Annotated in this window: 22 protein-coding genes and 1 tRNA gene; 21 read left to right on the forward strand and 2 right to left on the reverse strand. The window is 54.5% G+C overall.

Translation table 11 applies throughout. From position 1 onward, the window contains the following. The first annotated feature begins 161 nt into the window (after positions 1–161). The 19 genes from ACFO1S_RS04870 (at position 162) to aroH (ending at position 14909) form a co-directional block, all read left to right on the forward strand. A complete protein-coding gene (locus ACFO1S_RS04870) occupies positions 162–1289 on the forward strand; it encodes a sugar ABC transporter substrate-binding protein (RefSeq protein ID WP_204603353.1) in 1128 nt (375 codons plus the stop codon). Between the two features lie 97 nt (positions 1290–1386). Next, entirely contained in the window at positions 1387–2910 is a 1524-nt protein-coding gene (locus ACFO1S_RS04875; RefSeq protein WP_378126348.1) for a sugar ABC transporter ATP-binding protein, read from the forward strand. Next, positions 2907–3896, forward strand: a complete 990-nt coding sequence (locus ACFO1S_RS04880; protein WP_204603352.1) for an ABC transporter permease — start codon at positions 2907–2909, stop codon at positions 3894–3896. Before ACFO1S_RS04875 ends, ACFO1S_RS04880 begins: the two co-directional genes overlap by 4 nt. Positions 3897–4010: 114 nt before the next feature. Beyond that, positions 4011–4283, forward strand: a complete 273-nt coding sequence (locus ACFO1S_RS04885) for an HU family DNA-binding protein (protein ID WP_120974677.1) — start codon at positions 4011–4013, stop codon at positions 4281–4283. 214 nt (positions 4284–4497) lie between these two features. After that, positions 4498–4574 (forward strand) — tRNA-Pro (locus tag ACFO1S_RS04890). A 113-nt stretch (positions 4575–4687) separates the two neighbouring features. Continuing rightward, positions 4688–4912 carry a trp RNA-binding attenuation protein MtrB gene (mtrB, locus tag ACFO1S_RS04895; protein ID WP_204603351.1) on the forward strand — a complete coding sequence of 75 codons (225 nt, stop codon included), beginning with the start codon at positions 4688–4690 and terminating at the stop codon, positions 4910–4912. Between the two features lie 90 nt (positions 4913–5002). Then, the gene (locus tag ACFO1S_RS04900; RefSeq protein WP_378126351.1) at positions 5003–5539 is read left to right on the forward strand and encodes a hypothetical protein; all 537 of its coding nucleotides are present in this window, start codon (positions 5003–5005) and stop codon (positions 5537–5539) included. 98 nt (positions 5540–5637) lie between these two features. After that, positions 5638–6516 (forward strand): heptaprenyl diphosphate synthase component 1, encoded by an 879-nt coding sequence (locus ACFO1S_RS04905; RefSeq protein WP_204603349.1) that lies wholly within the window; start codon positions 5638–5640, stop codon positions 6514–6516. A gap of 5 nt (positions 6517–6521) precedes the next feature. Further along, complete coding sequence (locus tag ACFO1S_RS04910; protein WP_204603348.1) at positions 6522–7241, forward strand: demethylmenaquinone methyltransferase; 720 nt, start codon at positions 6522–6524, stop codon at positions 7239–7241. Beyond that, on the forward strand, positions 7238–8113 hold the full coding sequence (locus ACFO1S_RS04915; RefSeq protein WP_204603347.1) for a UbiA-like polyprenyltransferase: 876 nt from the start codon (positions 7238–7240) through the stop codon (positions 8111–8113). Before ACFO1S_RS04910 ends, ACFO1S_RS04915 begins: the two co-directional genes overlap by 4 nt. Next, the gene (locus ACFO1S_RS04920; protein WP_204603346.1) at positions 8107–8748 is read left to right on the forward strand and encodes a UbiX family flavin prenyltransferase; all 642 of its coding nucleotides are present in this window, start codon (positions 8107–8109) and stop codon (positions 8746–8748) included. Before ACFO1S_RS04915 ends, ACFO1S_RS04920 begins: the two co-directional genes overlap by 7 nt. Continuing rightward, the gene (locus ACFO1S_RS04925) at positions 8741–9616 is read left to right on the forward strand and encodes a menaquinone biosynthetic enzyme MqnA/MqnD family protein (RefSeq protein WP_204603345.1); all 876 of its coding nucleotides are present in this window, start codon (positions 8741–8743) and stop codon (positions 9614–9616) included. Before ACFO1S_RS04920 ends, ACFO1S_RS04925 begins: the two co-directional genes overlap by 8 nt. Positions 9617–9620: 4 nt before the next feature. Beyond that, a complete protein-coding gene (locus ACFO1S_RS04930; protein ID WP_204603344.1) occupies positions 9621–10595 on the forward strand; it encodes a polyprenyl synthetase family protein in 975 nt (324 codons plus the stop codon). 62 nt (positions 10596–10657) lie between these two features. Continuing rightward, positions 10658–11101, forward strand: coding sequence for a nucleoside-diphosphate kinase (gene ndk, locus ACFO1S_RS04935; RefSeq protein WP_204603343.1), 444 nt, complete (start codon positions 10658–10660; stop codon positions 11099–11101). Positions 11102–11116: 15 nt separating this feature from the next. Beyond that, positions 11117–11935: a CheR family methyltransferase gene (locus ACFO1S_RS04940; protein ID WP_204603342.1), complete on the forward strand. Its 819-nt coding sequence runs from the start codon at positions 11117–11119 to the stop codon at positions 11933–11935. A 68-nt stretch (positions 11936–12003) separates the two neighbouring features. Next, positions 12004–12165, forward strand: coding sequence for a hypothetical protein (locus ACFO1S_RS04945; RefSeq protein WP_204603341.1), 162 nt, complete (start codon positions 12004–12006; stop codon positions 12163–12165). An 88-nt stretch (positions 12166–12253) separates the two neighbouring features. Next, the gene (gene aroC, locus ACFO1S_RS04950; protein ID WP_378126354.1) at positions 12254–13423 is read left to right on the forward strand and encodes a chorismate synthase; all 1170 of its coding nucleotides are present in this window, start codon (positions 12254–12256) and stop codon (positions 13421–13423) included. After that, complete coding sequence (gene aroB / locus ACFO1S_RS04955) at positions 13423–14532, forward strand: 3-dehydroquinate synthase (protein ID WP_204603339.1); 1110 nt, start codon at positions 13423–13425, stop codon at positions 14530–14532. The genes aroC and aroB overlap by 1 nt, the downstream gene beginning before the upstream one ends. A 2-nt stretch (positions 14533–14534) precedes the next feature. Further along, positions 14535–14909, forward strand: coding sequence for a chorismate mutase (gene aroH, locus ACFO1S_RS04960; RefSeq protein ID WP_204603338.1), 375 nt, complete (start codon positions 14535–14537; stop codon positions 14907–14909). Positions 14910–15037: 128 nt separating this feature from the next. Here the strand turns inward: aroH and ACFO1S_RS04965 are convergent, their stop codons facing one another. Together ACFO1S_RS04965 and ACFO1S_RS04970 are read right to left on the reverse strand one after the other, a co-directional pair. Beyond that, positions 15038–15886: a sensor histidine kinase gene (locus ACFO1S_RS04965; RefSeq protein ID WP_204603337.1), complete on the reverse strand. Its 849-nt coding sequence runs from the start codon at positions 15884–15886 to the stop codon at positions 15038–15040. Between the two features lie 22 nt (positions 15887–15908). Further along, the gene (locus ACFO1S_RS04970; protein WP_204603336.1) at positions 15909–16688 is read right to left on the reverse strand and encodes a LytR/AlgR family response regulator transcription factor; all 780 of its coding nucleotides are present in this window, start codon (positions 16686–16688) and stop codon (positions 15909–15911) included. A gap of 249 nt (positions 16689–16937) precedes the next feature. Here ACFO1S_RS04970 and ACFO1S_RS04975 point away from each other — a divergent pair, with 249 nt between their 5' ends. Next, the gene (locus ACFO1S_RS04975) at positions 16938–17312 is read left to right on the forward strand and encodes a hypothetical protein (protein WP_204603335.1); all 375 of its coding nucleotides are present in this window, start codon (positions 16938–16940) and stop codon (positions 17310–17312) included. After that, positions 17305–17913 carry a hypothetical protein gene (locus ACFO1S_RS04980; RefSeq protein WP_204603334.1) on the forward strand — a complete coding sequence of 203 codons (609 nt, stop codon included), beginning with the start codon at positions 17305–17307 and terminating at the stop codon, positions 17911–17913. The genes ACFO1S_RS04975 and ACFO1S_RS04980 overlap by 8 nt, the downstream gene beginning before the upstream one ends. Positions 17914–17922: the final 9 nt, after the last annotated feature.

Consider the following 17922-nt stretch of genomic DNA (forward strand, 5'->3'; position numbering starts at 1 on the left):
AAGTCATTGAACTTTTAAGCATAATCTCCTACAATAAATTGTTGTGTCTAGACAATATCGGGAACTATAAATATATAAATTCCGATTGACATACTGGGTATAGCGACGCTATAGTAAGAATTGCATCTACGCGCTAGAGAAATTGGGAGGCAGAGAGAAACATGAGAAAATCGTTATTTTCGAGCTTGGCACTGGTTATTGCTGTAATGCTCGTCCTGGCCGCTTGCGGCAACAAAGAGGATAAGAACGCGAGCAGCTCCGCGCCCGCATCCGCGTCGCCGTCCGCTTCGGCATCTGCGGAACAGTCGCAGAACGCCGACCTGGAAGCCTTGAAGGGGAAGAAAATCGCGCTCGTCATGCGCTTTAACACCGGTACGTTCTCCGCGCAATATGTCGACGGCGTCAAGAAGCAAGCCGCGAAATTCGGCGGCGAGGTTACCGTACTGGCATCCGAGAACGATCTGGCTAAAATGGCAGCGAATCTGGATTCTGCCGTAAATCAGAAGTTCGACGGCATCCTGATCGACCACGGCGACGCGGCGGCGCTGACGAACGGCTTGAACAAGGCGAAGGAAGCGGGAATTCCGATCGTGGCGTTCGACTCCGGTCTGCAAGCGTTCGAAGGCATTACGAATCTCGCACAGAACGACCAGCAGCTGGCTGAATTTACGCTGGAGAAGCTCGCGGAGGAAGCGGGCGGTAAGGGCAACATCGTTAAAGTATGGGTAGCGGGCTTCCCTCCGATGGAGAGCCGCGAAATCTCGTACAAATCCTTTATCGGAAAGTATCCGGACATCAAGGAAATCGCAGCCTTCGGCGATGCAAGCAACCCGCAGCTGGATACGCAAAATAGAATGGAAGCCGTTCTGAAGCAATATCCGAACAAAGGCGACATTACAGCGGTATGGGCAGCTTGGGACGAGTTTGCGAAGGGCGCGTCCAACGCGATCAAGCAAGCCGGACGCGACGAGATCAAGGTCTACGGCATCGATCTCAGCGACGAGGACCTGAAAATGATTCAGGATCCGACCAGCCCGTGGATCGCTTCCGCAGCCGTGGATCCGACTTCGATCGGAACGGTTCAGGTGAGATACTTGTACCAGAAATTCCATGGCGACACGACCGATCCGGTCGTTCAGCTGGAGCCGGTATTCGTGCACCGCGACGCTTTGCCTAAGGACAAGGTCATCACGACTGCCGAGCTTTCGGAATATGTCGAAGGCTGGGGCAGCAGCGATGTAGGAAACACGGATTATCTGAAGGAATTGGAAGCTGCGGCAGCGAAATAATGAAGCCGTTGACCATATAGGAGCAGGCACGGCGCGGAATTCCACCGCGCCGTGCCTTGCTGTAGCTATCCGAATGGAGGAAAGGGGATAAGCGATCATGAAGGCGATCAAGCGGTCTTCCGAATTGAACATGAAGGGCATCGCCAAGGCGTTCGCGGGCGTACCGGCGCTAAGAGGCGTTGACTTCAATGTTCGAAGCGGAGAGATTCATGCTCTTCTGGGCGCAAATGGAGCAGGCAAGAGCACGTTAATGAAAATATTGTCGGGCGCCTATGAGGCCGACGGGGGACACATTGAGACGGATGCGGGCGACTATATCTTTAAATCTCCCGCAGAGTCCAAGCAAGCTGGCATTCATTGCGTCTATCAAGAGGTCGACACCTCGCTGGTCTCTCATCTCAGCGTCTCCGAGAATATTTTCCTCGATCGACTGGCCTCGTCGAAAGGGGACGCCTGGCTGAAGTGGGGCAATCTCCACGAGGAAGCCGGACAAGTGCTGGACCGTATCGGTCTGACGCTGTCGCCCCGGACGCTGGTCCGGGATTTGACTTTGTCGGAGAAGCAGCTCGTGCTGATCGCGAGACTGTTCGCCGAGAACGCCAAATTCGTTATCCTGGATGAACCGACCGCGCCGTTAAGCATAGAGGAGGCAGACAAGCTGTTCGGCATCATGCGCGGCTTGAAGGAGGCGGGAATCGGCGTCATCTTTATTTCGCACCGGCTGCCGGAAGTCTTTAACATCTGCGACCGGATTACCGTCATGCGTGACGGCGAACGGGTGCTGACAGAGGAGACGGCCAACCTGGACGCGGCGGCAGTCGTTCGCGCCATGCTGGGGCGCAGCTTCGAGGAAGAGTTTCCGAAGCTGGAGGCGAAGATCGGGGCGCCCTTGCTTAAGGTACAGGGGCTGGAGTCCGGCAAGCGGGTTCGGGGAGTCGATCTGGAGGTCCGAAGCGGAGAGATCGTCGCGATTGTGGGCCTGGTCGGCGCGGGCAAAACAGAGCTCTCCCGGGCGCTATTTGGAGCGGATGCCGTAGACAAGGGGACGGTTGCGGTGGGAGGAAGAGCGGCCGATCTGCGCTCCCCCGCCCATGCTTTGCGCTCAGGCATCGCGCTGATTCCCGAGGAAAGACGCAAGGAGGGCTTGCTGGTTCGCGAGTCCGTGCTGCATAACTTGAGCCTGCCGCTCTTGAAGTCGATGACGAGGCTGGGTTTTCTGTCGGGCAAGGCGGAGAAGGCCTATGCGAACGCGCAGATTGCGGATCTCGGCATCAAAACCTCCTCTGCGACTCAGATTGCGGCTTATCTAAGCGGGGGCAATCAGCAGAAGGTCGCCATCGGCAAATGGCTGGGCACGCAAGCGGATGTCTATTTGTTCGACGAGCCTACGAAGGGTGTAGACGTCGGGGCGAAGAGCGATATATTCCGCATTATCGGAAGGCTGGCCCAAGAGGGCAAAGGCATTGTTTATTTCACGTGCGAGTTCGCCGAGGCGCTTGGCCTGGCCGATCGGATTCTCGTCATGTGCGACGGGGCCATCGTAAAATCATTTAACCGCGGCGAAGCTACGCAAGAGGATCTCTTGTATTATGCAAGCGCGGGACGGGAGGAATTCGCGTGAAAAATCGCCTGTTGCCGTTCACGTTCAAATACGGCGCGCTCATCTTCATCGGACTGGTTATCTTGTTCTTTTCGCTCAATAACGAATATTTCTTTACTTACAGCAATATTACCGATATCTTGCGTTCGATCTCGATTGTCACGTTCGTTGCGATCGGGGTGACGATCTCCCTGACCGTGGACGGGTTCGATCTGTCCGTAGGAGCGACTGTCTCTCTGTCGACAGTCGTTACGGCTACCTTGATGGTATGGTATGAGATGCCGCTAGCCGTCGTGCTGATCGTGCCGCTGGCGGTAGGGGCGCTCGTCGGCTTGCTGAACGCCTTGCTGATCGTTAAAATTCGGATTCCCGATCTCCTTGCGACCCTCGCGGTAATGTATATCGTCAACGGGATACACAAGACCTACACGAAGGGGTATTCCATCTACAGCAACATGCCGATGCAGGACGGCACGACTGCTCCTGGGGTGATGAGCAAAAGCTTCCTCTGGATCGGACAGGGAAAGCTGCTCGGCATACCGTTTCCCGTCATTCTGATGATTCTGGCGGTAATCGCGGCTCATGTGTTTTTCAAGTACACCCGCTGGGGACGCCAGATGATTATGACCGGCGGTAACGAGGAAGCCGCCCGCCTGTCCGGCTTGAAGGTCAAGCGCGTCCGCACGCTGGCTTATGTCGCCTCGGGCGTATTCGCGGCTATCGGCGGCGTGCTGTTCGCCTCGCGTATCGGCTCCGGGCAGATTGACGCTGGCGCTCCCATGCTCATGGAGTCCGTAGCGGCTGTGTTTGTCGGCTATTCCGTATTTGCCGCAGGACGGCCGAACATTATCGGAACGTTCTTCGGCGCGGTGCTCATGGGCGTGCTCGTGAACGGACTTACGATGATGAACGTGCAGTACTACACGAACGATATTATTAAGGGCGCCGTGCTCGTGCTGGCGCTGGCGGTTACTTTTATTCACCTCAATCGGCGGAAATCGGGCTGAGTGGCTGGGAAAATCGCGCCACGCTTGAAACTTCGCGTTTCTTGAGTGTATAATTTCCTTTGAAACGGTTAAACAGATAACATGCCATCGTATCGATTGGGGAGGTGAAATGCTTTGAATAAAACCGAATTGATTGCCAAAGTGGCCGAATTGGCCGACTTGTCCAAGAAGGATGCGACCCAAGCGGTTGACGCTGTTTTCGACGTGATTTCCGAAGCGCTGCAGAACGGCGACAAGGTTCAACTCGTAGGGTTTGGCAACTTCGAGGTTCGCGAACGTTCCGCCCGTAAAGGACGCAACCCGCAAACCGGCGTGGAAATCGAAATTCCGGCCGGCAAAATTCCGGCCTTCAAGCCGGGTAAAGCTCTTAAAGACGGGATTAAATAAGATGCGATAAAATCGCTTGACGATCAGGGCGCATTCTGGACGATTCCGGAATGTGCCCTGACGCCATTCATAGCGCGGCGCACTCTTGCAGGGGTTGTCGCCTATATGCTATAATTGCGCTTATATCGCGCGAAGAGACGAGCAATAGAGCACAAACCTATCATAAATCCCCGATAGACTAAGCGTACTTATATACGAAATGTTCGTACATAAACGGGACGTGGCGCAGCCTGGTAGCGCGCACCCTTGGGGTGGGTGAGGTCGAGAGTTCGAATCTCTCCGTTCCGACCATGACATTGCCTTGCACTGCTTTCCCGCTTTGGACTTGCGGGAGGGCAGTTTTTGTTTGACATCGCTCTATCTTATCCTTCATCATGGAAGTCATAAGAAGGAGGCATGCGACCATGAATTCGGAGCAACAGCAGGAATATATCGTGATCAAAGCCAAGGACAGCGGCGTGCAGGTGATCGGTTTGACGCGCGGCCAGGATACTAAGTTTCATCATACGGAGAAGCTGGACAAGGGCGAGGTCTTGATCGTTCAATTTACGGATCATACGTCGGCCATGAAGATCAGGGGCAAAGCGACGATTCTGACCAAGCACGGCGCGATGGATACGGACGATTAACCGGTGTACGGAGCAGCGCAGGCATAGCCTGCCCTTTTTATTTGTACAATGGATAATAAGGAACCTCTCTAGAGGGAAGGGGAATGCGCTGTGCCTGTCCGGTGGATCGCTTCGTTGGGAGTGTGGGGTGCGCTAGGCATTCTCGTTGTACTTCTGCTGAGTCAGATGAGCTCGCTGGATCGCGATCTCAAGCAGCGGAGACAGCCGATTGCCGTGTTCCAGTGGAGTGCGGCGCATGGCCTGACGGACGATCGACTGGTGGACGCGCTGTCCGCAATCCCGCTTCGTAACCGTCCGATCAAGGTCAGCTGGGACCATGCGATACTTGCGGTCGATTTGCGGGCGGATAGCCCCGCTGACGTGGGATATGATATGAGCCGGTTAATTCTATACGCTTATCAGGATGCCCCCAACGTCAAGCAGGTGCTTATCCGGGTGATCGGGGAAAATGAGGCCGGACGCGCTCTGCTGCTCGCTGTGGAAACGCGCAAGCTTGACTGGACAAAGCGGGAGCTGGATGAGCTGCATCAGCCGTTAATGTCGGATTTGCTGCGTCTGCCCTCGAAGCTGCGGCTTTCCGTGACAGCGGCGGGGGAAAGATGGCTCGGAAATTTTGCAAATTCATGAACAAAGTCCATGGCTTATGCGAGCGTTTCTCGGTTATGTTATAATTAATAAGATAATCATCGTTAGAGATGCCTGGCAGCAAGTTCGGAGGCGGAAGCATGAGTAGAGCACGAATCAACCAAATGGCCAATAAGTATATGAACCACGAAATGATCAGCCTGCATACGGATTTGCCGGAGTTTCCGGAGGGCAGGATTTCTTTGTTATACGCCGTGCTGAGCCACCAGCCCTTAACGTCCGCTCATAAGGATCTGCTGGCGGTCGTTACTTCACTCGTACAGATGGGGCTGGATACCCATGACATGGTGGAGAACTCCTCCGGCGGCTTGCGAGAAGGTACGAAGGAGATGCGATCCCAGCAGCTCAAGGTGCTGGCGGGGGATTACTTCAGCAGCCGCTTTTACCATTTGCTCTCCCAAGCGGGGCAGATCGAGACGATTCGCCGCCTGAGCGAGGGCGTATGCAATGTCAACCGGCTGAAAATGATTTTGTACGGGAAAATGAAGCAAATGAAATTAACCGCCGAGGAGTATTTGCACATCGGCACCGGGTTGAGGTCGGAGCTGTTTCTTTCCTTCACAAGCTATATGAGCGGCCTGTGCGAGAGGCTGTGGCCCGAGCTTGTGGAACGCTTCAGCAGATGCGAGATGCTGCTTCAGGAAATCGGCAAAGTCGAGAAGACGGCTTCCTTGCCCTCAAGCTGGGGCGTATGGCACATCATGCAGGAAGGCGCCGAAGAGGATCGCCGCACGCTTGCAGACCGCAAGGAAGACGTTAATGTCATCAAAGCGCTGCTTCACAAATATGAAGTGGCGGATAAACTGGGTGCACTGCTGCGCCAATCGACCGGACAACTGCAAGCGCTGCTCCTGAAGCTCCAGTCCGACAAGCTGGCAAGAGAGCTTCAGCCGTTGATCGAGCCGTTCCTGAAGGCGACGGGGCAGCACCGGGCTACCGTTTTGAAGGAGCTGGGATAAGAGAGATGGACGCGCAATCCAAACAAAAGCATGTACACGCGGTGTTCGAGAGCATCGCGCCCAAGTACGATATGATGAACGACATCCTGAGCTTTAGAAGGCATAAGGCATGGCGGCGATTCACGATGCGCAAGATGAATATGCAGCCGGGGCAGACCGCGCTCGATCTGTGCTGCGGCACCTGCGACTGGACCATCGCGCTGGCCCGGGCCAGCGGAACGGGGAAGACCGTAGGGCTGGATTTCAGCGGCAACATGCTGAGCATCGGACAAGCCAAGGTGAACAAGCAAGGGCTGGGCGAACAGATCAAGCTGGTTCAAGGCAATGCCATGGATCTGCCCTTCGAGGACAATTCCTTCGACTTCGTAACGATCGGCTTCGGTCTGCGCAACATTCCCGATATCGTCAAGACGCTGGAAGAGATGAAACGGGTCGTTAAGCCGGGCGGCCAAATCGTCTGCCTGGAGCTCTCCAAGCCGATGTGGCAGCCGTTCAAGGGGCTTTATTATTTTTACTTCGAGCGGATTTTGCCGTTGATGGGCAAGTGGTTCGCTAAACGCAAGGAGCAATACGCATGGCTGCCCGAGTCGCTCCAGTCCTTCCCTGATCTGCCGGCGCTGGCCGAGCTGTTCCGCAGCGTCGGAATGCGCGATGTGAAGGCCTACCCGCTTACGGGTGGCATCGCAGCGCTGCATATCGGAATGAAGGAGAAGGAAACCGAATGATCGCAAAAATCCGCGTTTTTCTGGAAATGATTAAGTTCGAGCATACGCTGTTTGCGCTGCCGTTCGCATACGTCGGCGCGATACTAGGTGCGGTGACCGTGGAGAAGCGGCTGCCGGAATGGAGCGAATGCGGCTGGATTCTGCTGGCCATGGTCGGCGCCCGCACGGCCGCGATGGGGCTTAACCGCGTCATCGACAGGGCGATCGACGCCCGCAATCCCCGGACGGCGACAAGGGCCATTCCGGCCGGACTGCTGAAGTCGACGGACGTTATTCTGTACATTATCTTATCGTTTGTACTCCTGTTCTGGGCTGCGGCCCAATTGAACAGTCTGGCGGTCAAGCTATTGCCTATCGCCGTGTTTATGACCGTCTTCTATTCCTATACGAAGCGGTTTACATGGGCGTGCCATCTGATACTTGGACTGACGATCGGTCTGGCGCCTCTCGGAGGCTGGGTTGCGGTGACGGGCGGCGTTACCTGGACGGCCATTATCTTGTATATCACGGTCGCGCTGTGGACGGCTGGCTTCGACGTCATCTATGCTTGTCAGGATGTAGAGTTTGACCGGAAAGAAGGGCTTCACTCGATCCCCGCCAGATTCGGAATCGCCCGCGCGCTGGGAATCGCGCGTTCGCTGCATGCGCTCACGGCGGCCGGATTCGCGCTGCTGCTCGTTCTGACCGACCTGAGCTGGTGGTATTTTGCGGGAACCCTGGTTGCCGCAGCATTGCTGCTCTATGAGCACCGGCTGGTCAAGCCGAACGACCTGAGCAAGGTGAATGCCGCGTTCTTTACGATGAACGGCGTACTCAGCATGGTCATTTTCGTGTTCACGTTAATTGATCTGGTGGTGGTGAGAGCATGGTAAGCGAGAATAAAGCCGCATACCCGACCCGGTCGCCGAAGCGCTGGGTTATCGGCATCACGGGAGCCAGCGGCGCGATATATGGAATTACCCTATGCCGGCAACTGCTCAATGCCGGTTTTCATCTGCATCTGGTCGTTTCGGATGCAGGCTGGCGCGTATTGAAGGAGGAGCTGGGTTGGAACGTCTCGAATCGGTTAGAATGTGTTAATAGCGCCTTCGGCTCAGCGGTCTCCGAAGGGCGGATGACCTATCACCCGTTGAACGATATCGGCGCCAGCATCGCCAGCGGCTCGTTCATCTGCGAAGGCATGGCGATCGTTCCCTGCTCCATGGGCTCGCTGTCCGCGATTGCCAGCGGAGCTTCGACCAACCTGCTTACCCGCGCCGCGGACGTTATGCTGAAGGAAGGACGTCCGCTGCTGATCGTGCCCAGAGAGACTCCGCTTCACGCGATTCATCTGGAGAACATGCTTAAGCTGTCCCGTCTCGGCGTACGTATTATTCCTGCAATGCCCGCTTTTTACAATGGCCCTCAATCTATTGAGGATATCGTTCATTTTATCGTCGGCAAGACGATGGACAATATGGGGATTGAACATAATCTATACAAAAGATGGGGTCAACCCAATGAATAATGCACACGAGCGGCCAATCAAGCTTGGCCGCATTTCCTATACGAATGCCTGGCCCGTCTTTCATCACTTCGATCCCGACACGTTGTCGGTTCCGACCGAGCTTCATTCCGATATGCCGGCAACCTTGAATCGCAAGCTCAGGGCCGGAGACATCGATATGGCGGCGATTTCGTCCTACGCATACGGCGTGTCGTCGGAATCCTACTATGTGCTGCCGAACTTGTCCGTAAGCTCCTTTGGACGCGTCCAATCGATTCTGCTGTTTCTGAAATCTCCTCTGGAGAAGGTGCTGCACGGCACAATCGCCCTGACGATTACTTCCGCGACTTCCGTCAATTTGTTGAAAATCATCATGGAGAAATTCTATGGCGGCAAGCCGACTTACGTGGAGGCGGAGCCATCGCTGGAGGATATGCTGGAGCACGCGGATGCGGCGTTGCTCATCGGAGATCATGCCATCCGGGCATCGTGGTTGAATCACGGGTATCGGGTGCTGGATCTCGGCGATGTATGGAATATCTGGACGGGACAGTGGATGACTTATGCGCTGTGGGCCGTGCGCAAGGAAACCGTAAGTCGGCATCCCGAAGCCGTTCGCGAAATCTATGAGAGCCTGCTCGCCAGCAAGCGCCAGAGCTACGGCGATTTTGGCCCCCTCGTCGACAAAGCGATCGGACAGATCGGCGGAACCTCCGATTATTGGCATCGTTATTTCGGCGCTTTGCGCCACGATTTCGGTCCGGAGCAGCAATCGGGCCTTCGGTTGTACTTCCAATATGCCAAGGAGCTGGGGTTGATCGCGGATGAGCCTCGGCTTGAGGAACTGCCGATTCCTTTTCTATTAGATAATTTATCGAACCGCAGGTGAACCTATGAAATTAATGCAGCTATACGCCTCAATGAAATCAGATTTGCAAGCTATTGAAGATGAGATGGCAGCTACCGTCACCTCGGATTTGCCGATCCTGAGCGAGACGTCGCTTCATCTGCTCAAAGCGGGGGGTAAGCGAATGCGTCCCGTATTTGTCCTGCTCGCAGGCAAGTTCGGAAGCTATTCTCTAAACACGCTGAAGAAGGTTGCGGTGCCGCTGGAGCTGATCCATATGGCGACGCTTGTGCATGACGATGTTATCGACGACGCCGATACGCGCCGCGGGCAGCTAACGGTGAAATCGAAGTGGGATAACCGCATTGCCATGTTTACCGGAGATTATATTTACGCGAAGGCGCTAACGGTCGTTACGGATCTGGAGAAGCCGAGAATTCACCAGATCTTGTCCGGGTCTATCGTGCAAGTATGCATCGGCGAAATGGAGCAGATTCGCGATTTCTTTAACGTCGGACAGAGCGTGCGCAACTACCTGAAGAGAATCCGGCGCAAGACGGCGCTGCTTATCGCGATCAGCTGCCAGCTCGGAGCCATTGCCACCGATGCCCCGGTTCGGATCAGCAATGCGTTGTATCGTTTCGGCTACAACGTCGGCATGGCGTTCCAGATTACCGACGATCTGCTCGATCTGTGCGGGTCCGAGAAGGCGATCGGGAAGCCGCCAGGCAGCGATCTGCGTCAAGGCAACATTACGCTGCCGGTGTTGTACGCATTACAGGAACAGGCGATCCGTGAAAGATTGCTTGGCGAGATCGAATCGATCAAGGCTAGCGATGGTCGCTCGGATTCCTCGGCAGCGGTCAAGCTGGTTCGCTCCAGCAAAGGAATCAAGGATGCGGAGCAGATGGCGGAGCGTTACATCGCGAAAGCGCTTCGCGCTCTGGAGCCGCTCCCGAATATCCCGGCTAAGCGGAATTTGGCCGATATTGCCCGGTTTGTCGCGAAACGAAGCTATTAATCCTCCGTATTTGTGGTAAAATAGGAAAAACAACTTTGCTTGAAGCAGGAAAGGAGAGAGACATGGAAAGAACTTACTTAATGGTCAAGCCTGACGGCGTCCAGCGGGGATTAATCGGAGAGATTGTCAGCCGATTCGAGCGCAAGGGGCTTAAGCTGATCGGGGCCAAGCTGATGAATGTCTCCCTGGAGCGGGCAGAGCGGCATTATGCAGAGCACAAAGGCAAGGATTTCTACGAGAAGCTGCTTCAGTTCATTACCTCTGGACCAGTATTCGCCATGGTGTGGGAAGGGGATCAAGCCGTCGGCCTGTGCCGCGCTCTGATCGGCAAGACGAATGCATTGGAAGCGGCTCCAGGCACGATTCGGAGCGATTATGCCATACATACGAACTTTAATCTGATTCACGGCTCAGATTCGCACGACAATGCGGAGCGCGAGATCGCTATATTTTTCAACGAAGATGAATTGTTGACTTACGATAAGGCGATCCAGGTTTGGATATAAGGGAGCAGAGCGACAATGGGAGACTTTCGTGCCAATCCAAGTTCGGGAGCGGGCTTTACCGAAGATGAGGATTTTGCGCGTTTCATCGTAAACATCAACCGCTTAACCTCGATTGATCTATCCCAATACAAAGAAAATCAAATGCGCCGGCGATTGACGACGCTTAGAATGAAATACGGCTTTCGGACGTTCGACGAATACTTCTCGGCGCTGTCCGGCGAAGCCAGGCTGCGCAATGAATTTCTGGATCGCATGACGATTAATGTCTCCGAATTCTGGAGAAATCCGAATCGCTGGCAGGTGCTCAAGGACAAGTTCCTGCCGCAGATGCTTAAGGATTCCCCCAAGCTGAGCATTTGGAGCGCGGCCTGCTCTACTGGAGAGGAGCCGTATACGCTGGCGATGATTCTAGATTCCCTGGACGCGCTGGACAAATCCACTGTGCTGGCTACAGACATTGACGACGGCGTTTTGGCCAAAGCGAAGGAAGGCGTCTATTTGGAGCGGTCGTTGCGAGATGTTCCCGCATCCTATAAGGAGAAGTACTTCGTGCCGGCAGACGGCGCCTTCAAGGTTGCGGATCGCTTGAAGCGGGCGATCAAGCTGCAGAAGCAAAACCTGCTGCTGGACTCGTTCGGAGACAAGTTCGATTTAATCGTGTGCCGCAATGTCATGATTTATTTTACGGAGGATGCGAAGCATCTTCTGTATGGGAAGTTCGCGAGAGCGCTTAAGCCCGGAGGTCTTCTGTTCGTCGGAAGCACCGAGCAAATCTTCTCTCCCGGCCAGTATGGCCTGGAGACGGCCGATACTTTTTTTTACAGACGAGTATAGTCTCGGCGTATGCGAACCAGCCTCCCGACCGATAATAAGGACAATCGGCTATGCGGAGGGTACCTGGAATGGACAAACGCAAAGTGATCGGAGCCTATCGGCGAGGGCTGATCACCACACAGGAATGCGCGCAAATCCTGGGGTTGGACAATGTCGAGCTCCTCGGGCATATGAGGGAAGCAAGAGCGTCTCGAACCAAAACCGGCAAGAAGCAGTCCGTCCGAACGTGACGGGCTCTTTTCTTGTCAAACGCTTTAACGCTGTACTATAATGATCAGAGATAGGCACGGCTTTCGTGGCAAAAGGGAGGAACCGGAATTGAGTTTACGTTACTTAACCGCGGGGGAGACACATGGCCCGCAGCTTACCGCTATTATTGAAGGATTACCGAGCAACCTGGAGCTTGATTTCGAAGCGTTGAATTTTCAATTGCAGCGTCGTCAGAAAGGCCATGGACGCGGTCGCCGCATGCAGATCGAGACGGATACGGCTCAGATCGTAGGCGGAGTCCGTCATGGGCGTACGACGGGAGCTCCGGTTGCGCTTGTCGTGGAGAACAAGGACTGGAAGCATTGGACATCGGTCATGAACGTCGAGCCTATCGAAGGCAGCGACGAGTCGAAGCGCCGGGTGTTCCGTCCGCGTCCCGGGCATGCGGACTTGAACGGAGGCTTGAAATACAATCTTAGAGATTTGCGCAACGTGCTGGAGCGTTCCAGCGCTCGCGAGACGGCTGCGCGCGTTGCCGTTGGCGCGGTTGCCCGTCAGCTGCTGGCTAGGTTCGGCATTCAGGTTGCGGGGCACGTCGTCTCGATCGGAGAAGTGGTCGCGAAGACCCCCAACTTGCCGATCGAAGAGTTGATCGCGGTGACCGAGGAATCTCCGGTCAGAGTCGTGGACAAGGAAGCCGAGCAGAAGATGACCGAGCTGATCGACCGGATGAAGGCCGAGGGAGATACAATTGGCGGCGTGGTCGAGTGTATCGTTACCGGCTTGCCGGTGGGACTCGGCAGCCACGTGCAGTGGGATCGCAAGCTGGACGGACGGATTGCGCAAGCGGTCGTATCCATCAACGCATTTAAAGGCGTTGAAGTCGGCATCGGCTTCGAGGCGGCTCGTATTCCGGGGTCCAAGGTGCACGACGAGATTTTATATTCCGAAGAGCAAGGCTTCTACAGAGGCTCCAATCGCGCGGGCGGCTTCGAAGGCGGCATGACAACGGGCGAGCCGATTGTCGTACGGGGCGTCATGAAGCCGATCCCTACACTCTATAAGCCTCTGGCAAGCGTAGACATCGATACGAAGGAAGCGTTCACCGCTCAGGTCGAACGTTCCGACGCTTGCGCCGTCCCTGCAGCCAGCGTTGTTATGGAGCATGTCGTCGCATGGGAAGTGGCGCGGGCGTTCCTGGAGAAGTTCGGCGGCGATTCGGTTGAAGAAATTCAGGCTAACCTGGACAGCTACTTGGAACAGGTTGGGGCTTACTGATGTCTGGCGGAGCGAGGGAACTGACCGTAGATCTCGGGGAACGCTCCTATCCGATCTATATCGGAACAGGGTTGCTAGCGGAACTCGGCCGTAAGTTCACCGATAGAGGATTTTCCGTCAAGTCGCCGGTCATGCTTGTCACGGACAGCGCCGTTGAGGGCTTGTACGCCTCGAAGGCGGAGGAAAGCTTGCGGGCGTCCGGCTACACCGTTACGCGCGCGGTCGTACCGTCCGGCGAAGCCTCCAAGTCGCTGGAGCGGCTGGACGTTCTCGTAGAGGAAGCCTTGAAGGCGGGATTGGATCGGAAGTCGGTCGTCATTGCGTTGGGCGGAGGCGTCGTAGGCGATCTTGCGGGTTTTCTGGCCGCCTCCTTCATGAGGGGCGTAAAGTTCGTGCAAATTCCGACCACTATTCTAGCCCATGACAGCAGTGTGGGAGGCAAGGTAGCGGTCAATCACCGCTTGGCCAAAAATATAATCGGCGCTTTCCATCAGCCGGAATTCGTCCTGTACGATCTGGATACGCTGGCCAGTCTTCCGCTGCGCGAGGTGAGAGCAGGCCTCTCGGAGGTCGTGAAGCACGGCCTTATCTGGGAGGAAGCGTTCGTCGACTGGTGCGAGGAGAATGCGGAGCAGCTGCTGAGCCTGGCGCCGGATGCGCTCGGGTACGCCTTGTATGAAGGCTGCAAGGTGAAGTCGATCGTCGTGTCTCGGGACGAGAAGGAGAACGATCTTCGCGCCATCTTGAATCTCGGGCATACGATCGGCCATGCACTGGAGGCTGTTGCAGGCTATGGCGAGCTGCTGCACGGCGAGGCGATTGCGATTGGCATGGTCGGCTCCGCGCGGTTGGCCGCTAGATTCGGGTATTCTCCGGACATCGCGGAGCGAACGGAACGGATTTTCCGCAAATTCGGACTACCTGTTCGAATTCCGGACAGCTGCGCAACGGAAAACGTGATGAGCGCGATGCTCCACGACAAGAAATTCACCGAAGGCAAGATGGTATTCGTCGTGCCGACGGCGATCGGCAGCGTGGAAATTCGGAGTGACGTTTCTTCCGAATGGGTGAAGGAAATCGTGGACGGATTAAGAGAGGGGAAATCGTAATTATGAGTGTCAGGGGAATTCGCGGAGCCATCACGGTGGAACACAACGAGGAGCAGCCAATTCTCGATGCCACCATCGAATTGCTGAACGGAATCGTCGAAGTAAATCAATTCGAGCCTGAGGATATCGCAAGCGTGCTCGTAACGGTCACGCAGGATCTGGATGCGACCTTTCCCGCGCGAGCCATCCGTCAGATGGCAGGCTGGGAGCTAGTCCCTCTTATGTGCTCCATCGAGGTGCCGGTCAAAGGCAGCTTGGAGAAATGTATCCGCCTGATGGTGTTGGTTAACACCGATGTCGCCCAGAAGGATATTCGACATGTGTATCTGAACCGCGCGCAAGCGCTTCGGCCCGATTTGGCGGCTCGTTCCTCCTAATCGGTAAAAACCCTCCTCGTAGACGATACGAGGAGGGTTTTTTAACATTTCTGAAAGTATAACACTCTCTATCCTTTTCTGCGAAAGTCCCTCTCCCAAGGACAGAGAATTACTCTCGTTCCAGCCCCTCAGCAAACGGCTTGCAATCGTACCTGAACGTCGAATTTGACTACGCCGGGCTCCTGGAGATCCAGGCAGATGGTGCCTTTGTATTTGTTGACTAGCTGCTTCACGATCGGCAGCCCGAGACCTGAATGCTTTTCCTTGGTGGAATACCCCGGCTCGAAAATGACATCGGGATCGTCCAGACGCAGATTACCGGGATTCGTCACGACGATGTGCAGCTTGCTGCTATGCACCCAAATATGGATATGTACCTGCCGCCGATCAATCGGGGAGTGAGAGACCGCATCGAATGCATTGTCCAGCAAATTACCAATCAGACGGACAATGTCGAGGGAGCGGATGCCGTTCGGCAAATGGCACAAGTTCTCGCAATGGTAGGAGAAGGGGATTCCGTTTTGTTGAGCGGCGACCATTTTGCTATGGATCAGCGCTGAAATAGCCGGATGCCCGATCAGTATAAGATCGTTCGTAATCGCGGCGTCGTTAACAAGCTGCCTGGTGTACTGATGAAGCTCGTCGTATTGTTGAAGCGATACGAGCGCATGAACGGTATTCAAATGGTTGAGCAGATCGTGGCGTTCGCCTCTAATCGCGGTCATCATCTGGTCGACTTCCTTCACATGTTGGTGCTGCATCGTTTTGAGACGGCGATCGCGAGAACGGTTGACCAGATGGATAAGAATAATGACGGCTGCCATCGACAGAATGGTCACTACGCTGTTCGTAAAGTGCAAAAGCGAAAAGGGACCGGAGTGGAAGGAGCTTTGGAAGGAAAAATAAAAAAAGGCATTATTCAACGCGATGAGAACAATCACAACCGCCAGGGTAGACAGAATAAACGATTTTTTCATCGAAATCCTCCCTTTAATCGCGTCATCGGCTATTGAAACGTTGGAGTTGCTCGATAAATTCCTTTTCCTGAAATCTGCCTAAGGGCGCAGTGAAGGCGGTTCCTTTGAAGTAGACGGTAAATCTGCGCGGGGTGTTGTCATGCGGCAACGCTTCCTTGGTCACGCCGCTTACGTGTCGGATGTTGACGAGAAAGCCGCGAAGCGTTTCGAAGATCAGATCGGTCGTTTGGGATTTGATTTGCTGAATCGTCGAGTTGCTCGTTAGGACCTCACCGTTCCTCAAGTAAATATTAACGCTCTTCTTGCTGTTCTCTTTCTCAATCATCAGGATCGATTCTTCGGTGATGGGGTAGGTTTTGCGCGAGGCCTGGATGTGAATGAGGGGGCTTGTTGTTGGGAGCCTGCTATTCGAGCTTTCCGATCGGGCGTGCAATTCTACGATCTTGTCCACGGCCAGCTTCCAGCGATCCTGCTGCAAGGGCTTGACGATATAGTACGCGCCGATTTCGTTGACCGCGGTCATAATATCGAGCGGGGCCGTTGACCCGGTGACAAAAATGATCTGGGGGTCAGGACCCATGTGGCACCTGATTTGCTGGGCGACCTCTACGCCGGACAGATCCTCCAGTTCAATGTCAAGGGTAATCAGATCCGGCTCATGCTCCTTCACAAGCGTAAGCACCTCGGAGCCTGAGCTTGTCTCGGCCACAACCTCGATCTCGCTCTCCTCGCAGTAATTCCGCAGTAATTTCCTTACATACAGCATATCTTCCGCTAGAACTGCACGTAATTTTTTTCCCATGTTGTTCCCTCTCGTAGATTGATAGTCCTAATTGTTGATATCACTATATCAAATTCAAGGTCCTATTTCACCATGAAATGCACAAATCCAACATTCTTTAACACTTTTTTAGATAAAAAAGGCATTTCAGGTCGAATTATAGTCATTTCGCGTCTACCCTATTCAGATATGTCTATTTATTCCATATAATTGACCTTAATTAGGTCCACAGATATAGTCTCCTAGCTGCAGGAGGATAGGGGGGATTCAATGGTTAAGACGGCTTCAACGATCTTATTGCTAATCCTTCTGCTCGTTGGAGGGTATTGGTGGTCGCAGCATCAAACCTCGCAAATCGATCCCGCGCTGAAGAGCGTAGTGAGCAATTACAGCTTGGGACCGGACGGACTTATAGAGGATCCTACCGGTGCTTTGGGAATTAAGGGCAAGGATGACGTTTTTTTTACGAAGAAGAAAAATGTGCTTGAGATCAATTACGGCAAGCAGGAATTCAGCATTGAAATAGACAGCTATGGCGAAGAAATAGCCGGGTACTTGAAAAAGCTGGGGATATCGATCCATTCCGACCAAGACGGCCGGATCGTCGTGAAGTTCAAGGGAGAAGCGGTGACGCAATTTGAATAAGATCGCCGTAGGGATAGGCAGCCTGCTGTTGCTGCTACTGGTGATACCGGCCTGCTTGCATGCGGACGAAGCGAAGAACGAGACGGATAGCTTGCGTGCGGTTCCCGTCGTCTCTACTTCCTTAAAGCAGGGAGGAGTTGTCGTTCGGGAGGCGCAGGCGCTCGGAAAGCATTATCGCAAAGTCGTCGAGGGCGATCTCGTGTTTGTCGAGAATGTAAACGATCAGACAAGCCTGTCTCAATACAGATTGAAAGGCAAAGCCAGGCCGATACTGGAGCGCAAAGAGGCGACTGCGGCTTCGGACTTCGCGCGACTGACCGAGAGCGGACTTGTCGATCCGATCAGCTTAAAGGCGGGGATGCGACTTTCGATTCCCTATACTTATGACGCCACCCTGGAGCAATCGTCCATATACCTGGCCACGCTGGTCGGCGACGGCTGGAGCATTGTCGGGCGCTACAGCGATGCAAGCTACATCGATTATTACCTGGAGAAGGATCAAGCGCTCGCGCGAGTCATTGTTTTAGAACGGAGCTTGAAGGTGCTGTATCCCATTAGCGGGACAATCCCGGACCCTTGGACGTACGTAAGCGATGGTTGATGATATGGA

It is taken from the genome of Cohnella boryungensis, from assembly GCF_042651945.1.
Taxonomy (GTDB): Bacteria; Bacillota; Bacilli; order Paenibacillales; family Paenibacillaceae; genus Cohnella; species Cohnella boryungensis.

Excerpts from the sequence above, each read along its gene's own strand:
- ACFO1S_RS04870 (WP_204603353.1), top strand. The coding sequence starts at position 162 with ATGAGAAAATCGTTATTTTCGAGCTTGGCACTGGTTATTGCTGTAATG.
- ACFO1S_RS04875 (WP_378126348.1), top strand. The coding sequence starts at position 1,387 with ATGAAGGCGATCAAGCGGTCTTCCGAATTGAACATGAAGGGCATCGCC.
- mtrB (WP_204603351.1), top strand. The coding sequence starts at position 4,688 with ATGAATTCGGAGCAACAGCAGGAATATATCGTGATCAAAGCCAAGGAC.
- ACFO1S_RS04905 (WP_204603349.1), top strand. The coding sequence starts at position 5,638 with ATGAGTAGAGCACGAATCAACCAAATGGCCAATAAGTATATGAACCAC.
- ACFO1S_RS04910 (WP_204603348.1), top strand. The coding sequence starts at position 6,522 with ATGGACGCGCAATCCAAACAAAAGCATGTACACGCGGTGTTCGAGAGC.
- ACFO1S_RS04915 (WP_204603347.1), top strand. The coding sequence starts at position 7,238 with ATGATCGCAAAAATCCGCGTTTTTCTGGAAATGATTAAGTTCGAGCAT.
- ACFO1S_RS04920 (WP_204603346.1), top strand. The coding sequence starts at position 8,107 with ATGGTAAGCGAGAATAAAGCCGCATACCCGACCCGGTCGCCGAAGCGC.
- ACFO1S_RS04925 (WP_204603345.1), top strand. The coding sequence starts at position 8,741 with ATGAATAATGCACACGAGCGGCCAATCAAGCTTGGCCGCATTTCCTAT.
- ACFO1S_RS04930 (WP_204603344.1), top strand. The coding sequence starts at position 9,621 with ATGAAATTAATGCAGCTATACGCCTCAATGAAATCAGATTTGCAAGCT.
- ndk (WP_204603343.1), top strand. The coding sequence starts at position 10,658 with ATGGAAAGAACTTACTTAATGGTCAAGCCTGACGGCGTCCAGCGGGGA.
- ACFO1S_RS04940 (WP_204603342.1), top strand. The coding sequence starts at position 11,117 with ATGGGAGACTTTCGTGCCAATCCAAGTTCGGGAGCGGGCTTTACCGAA.
- ACFO1S_RS04945 (WP_204603341.1), top strand. The coding sequence starts at position 12,004 with ATGGACAAACGCAAAGTGATCGGAGCCTATCGGCGAGGGCTGATCACC.
- aroB (WP_204603339.1), top strand. The coding sequence starts at position 13,423 with ATGTCTGGCGGAGCGAGGGAACTGACCGTAGATCTCGGGGAACGCTCC.
- aroH (WP_204603338.1), top strand. The coding sequence starts at position 14,535 with ATGAGTGTCAGGGGAATTCGCGGAGCCATCACGGTGGAACACAACGAG.
- ACFO1S_RS04965 (WP_204603337.1), bottom strand. The coding sequence starts at position 15,886 with ATGAAAAAATCGTTTATTCTGTCTACCCTGGCGGTTGTGATTGTTCTC.
- ACFO1S_RS04970 (WP_204603336.1), bottom strand. The coding sequence starts at position 16,688 with ATGGGAAAAAAATTACGTGCAGTTCTAGCGGAAGATATGCTGTATGTA.
- ACFO1S_RS04975 (WP_204603335.1), top strand. The coding sequence starts at position 16,938 with ATGGTTAAGACGGCTTCAACGATCTTATTGCTAATCCTTCTGCTCGTT.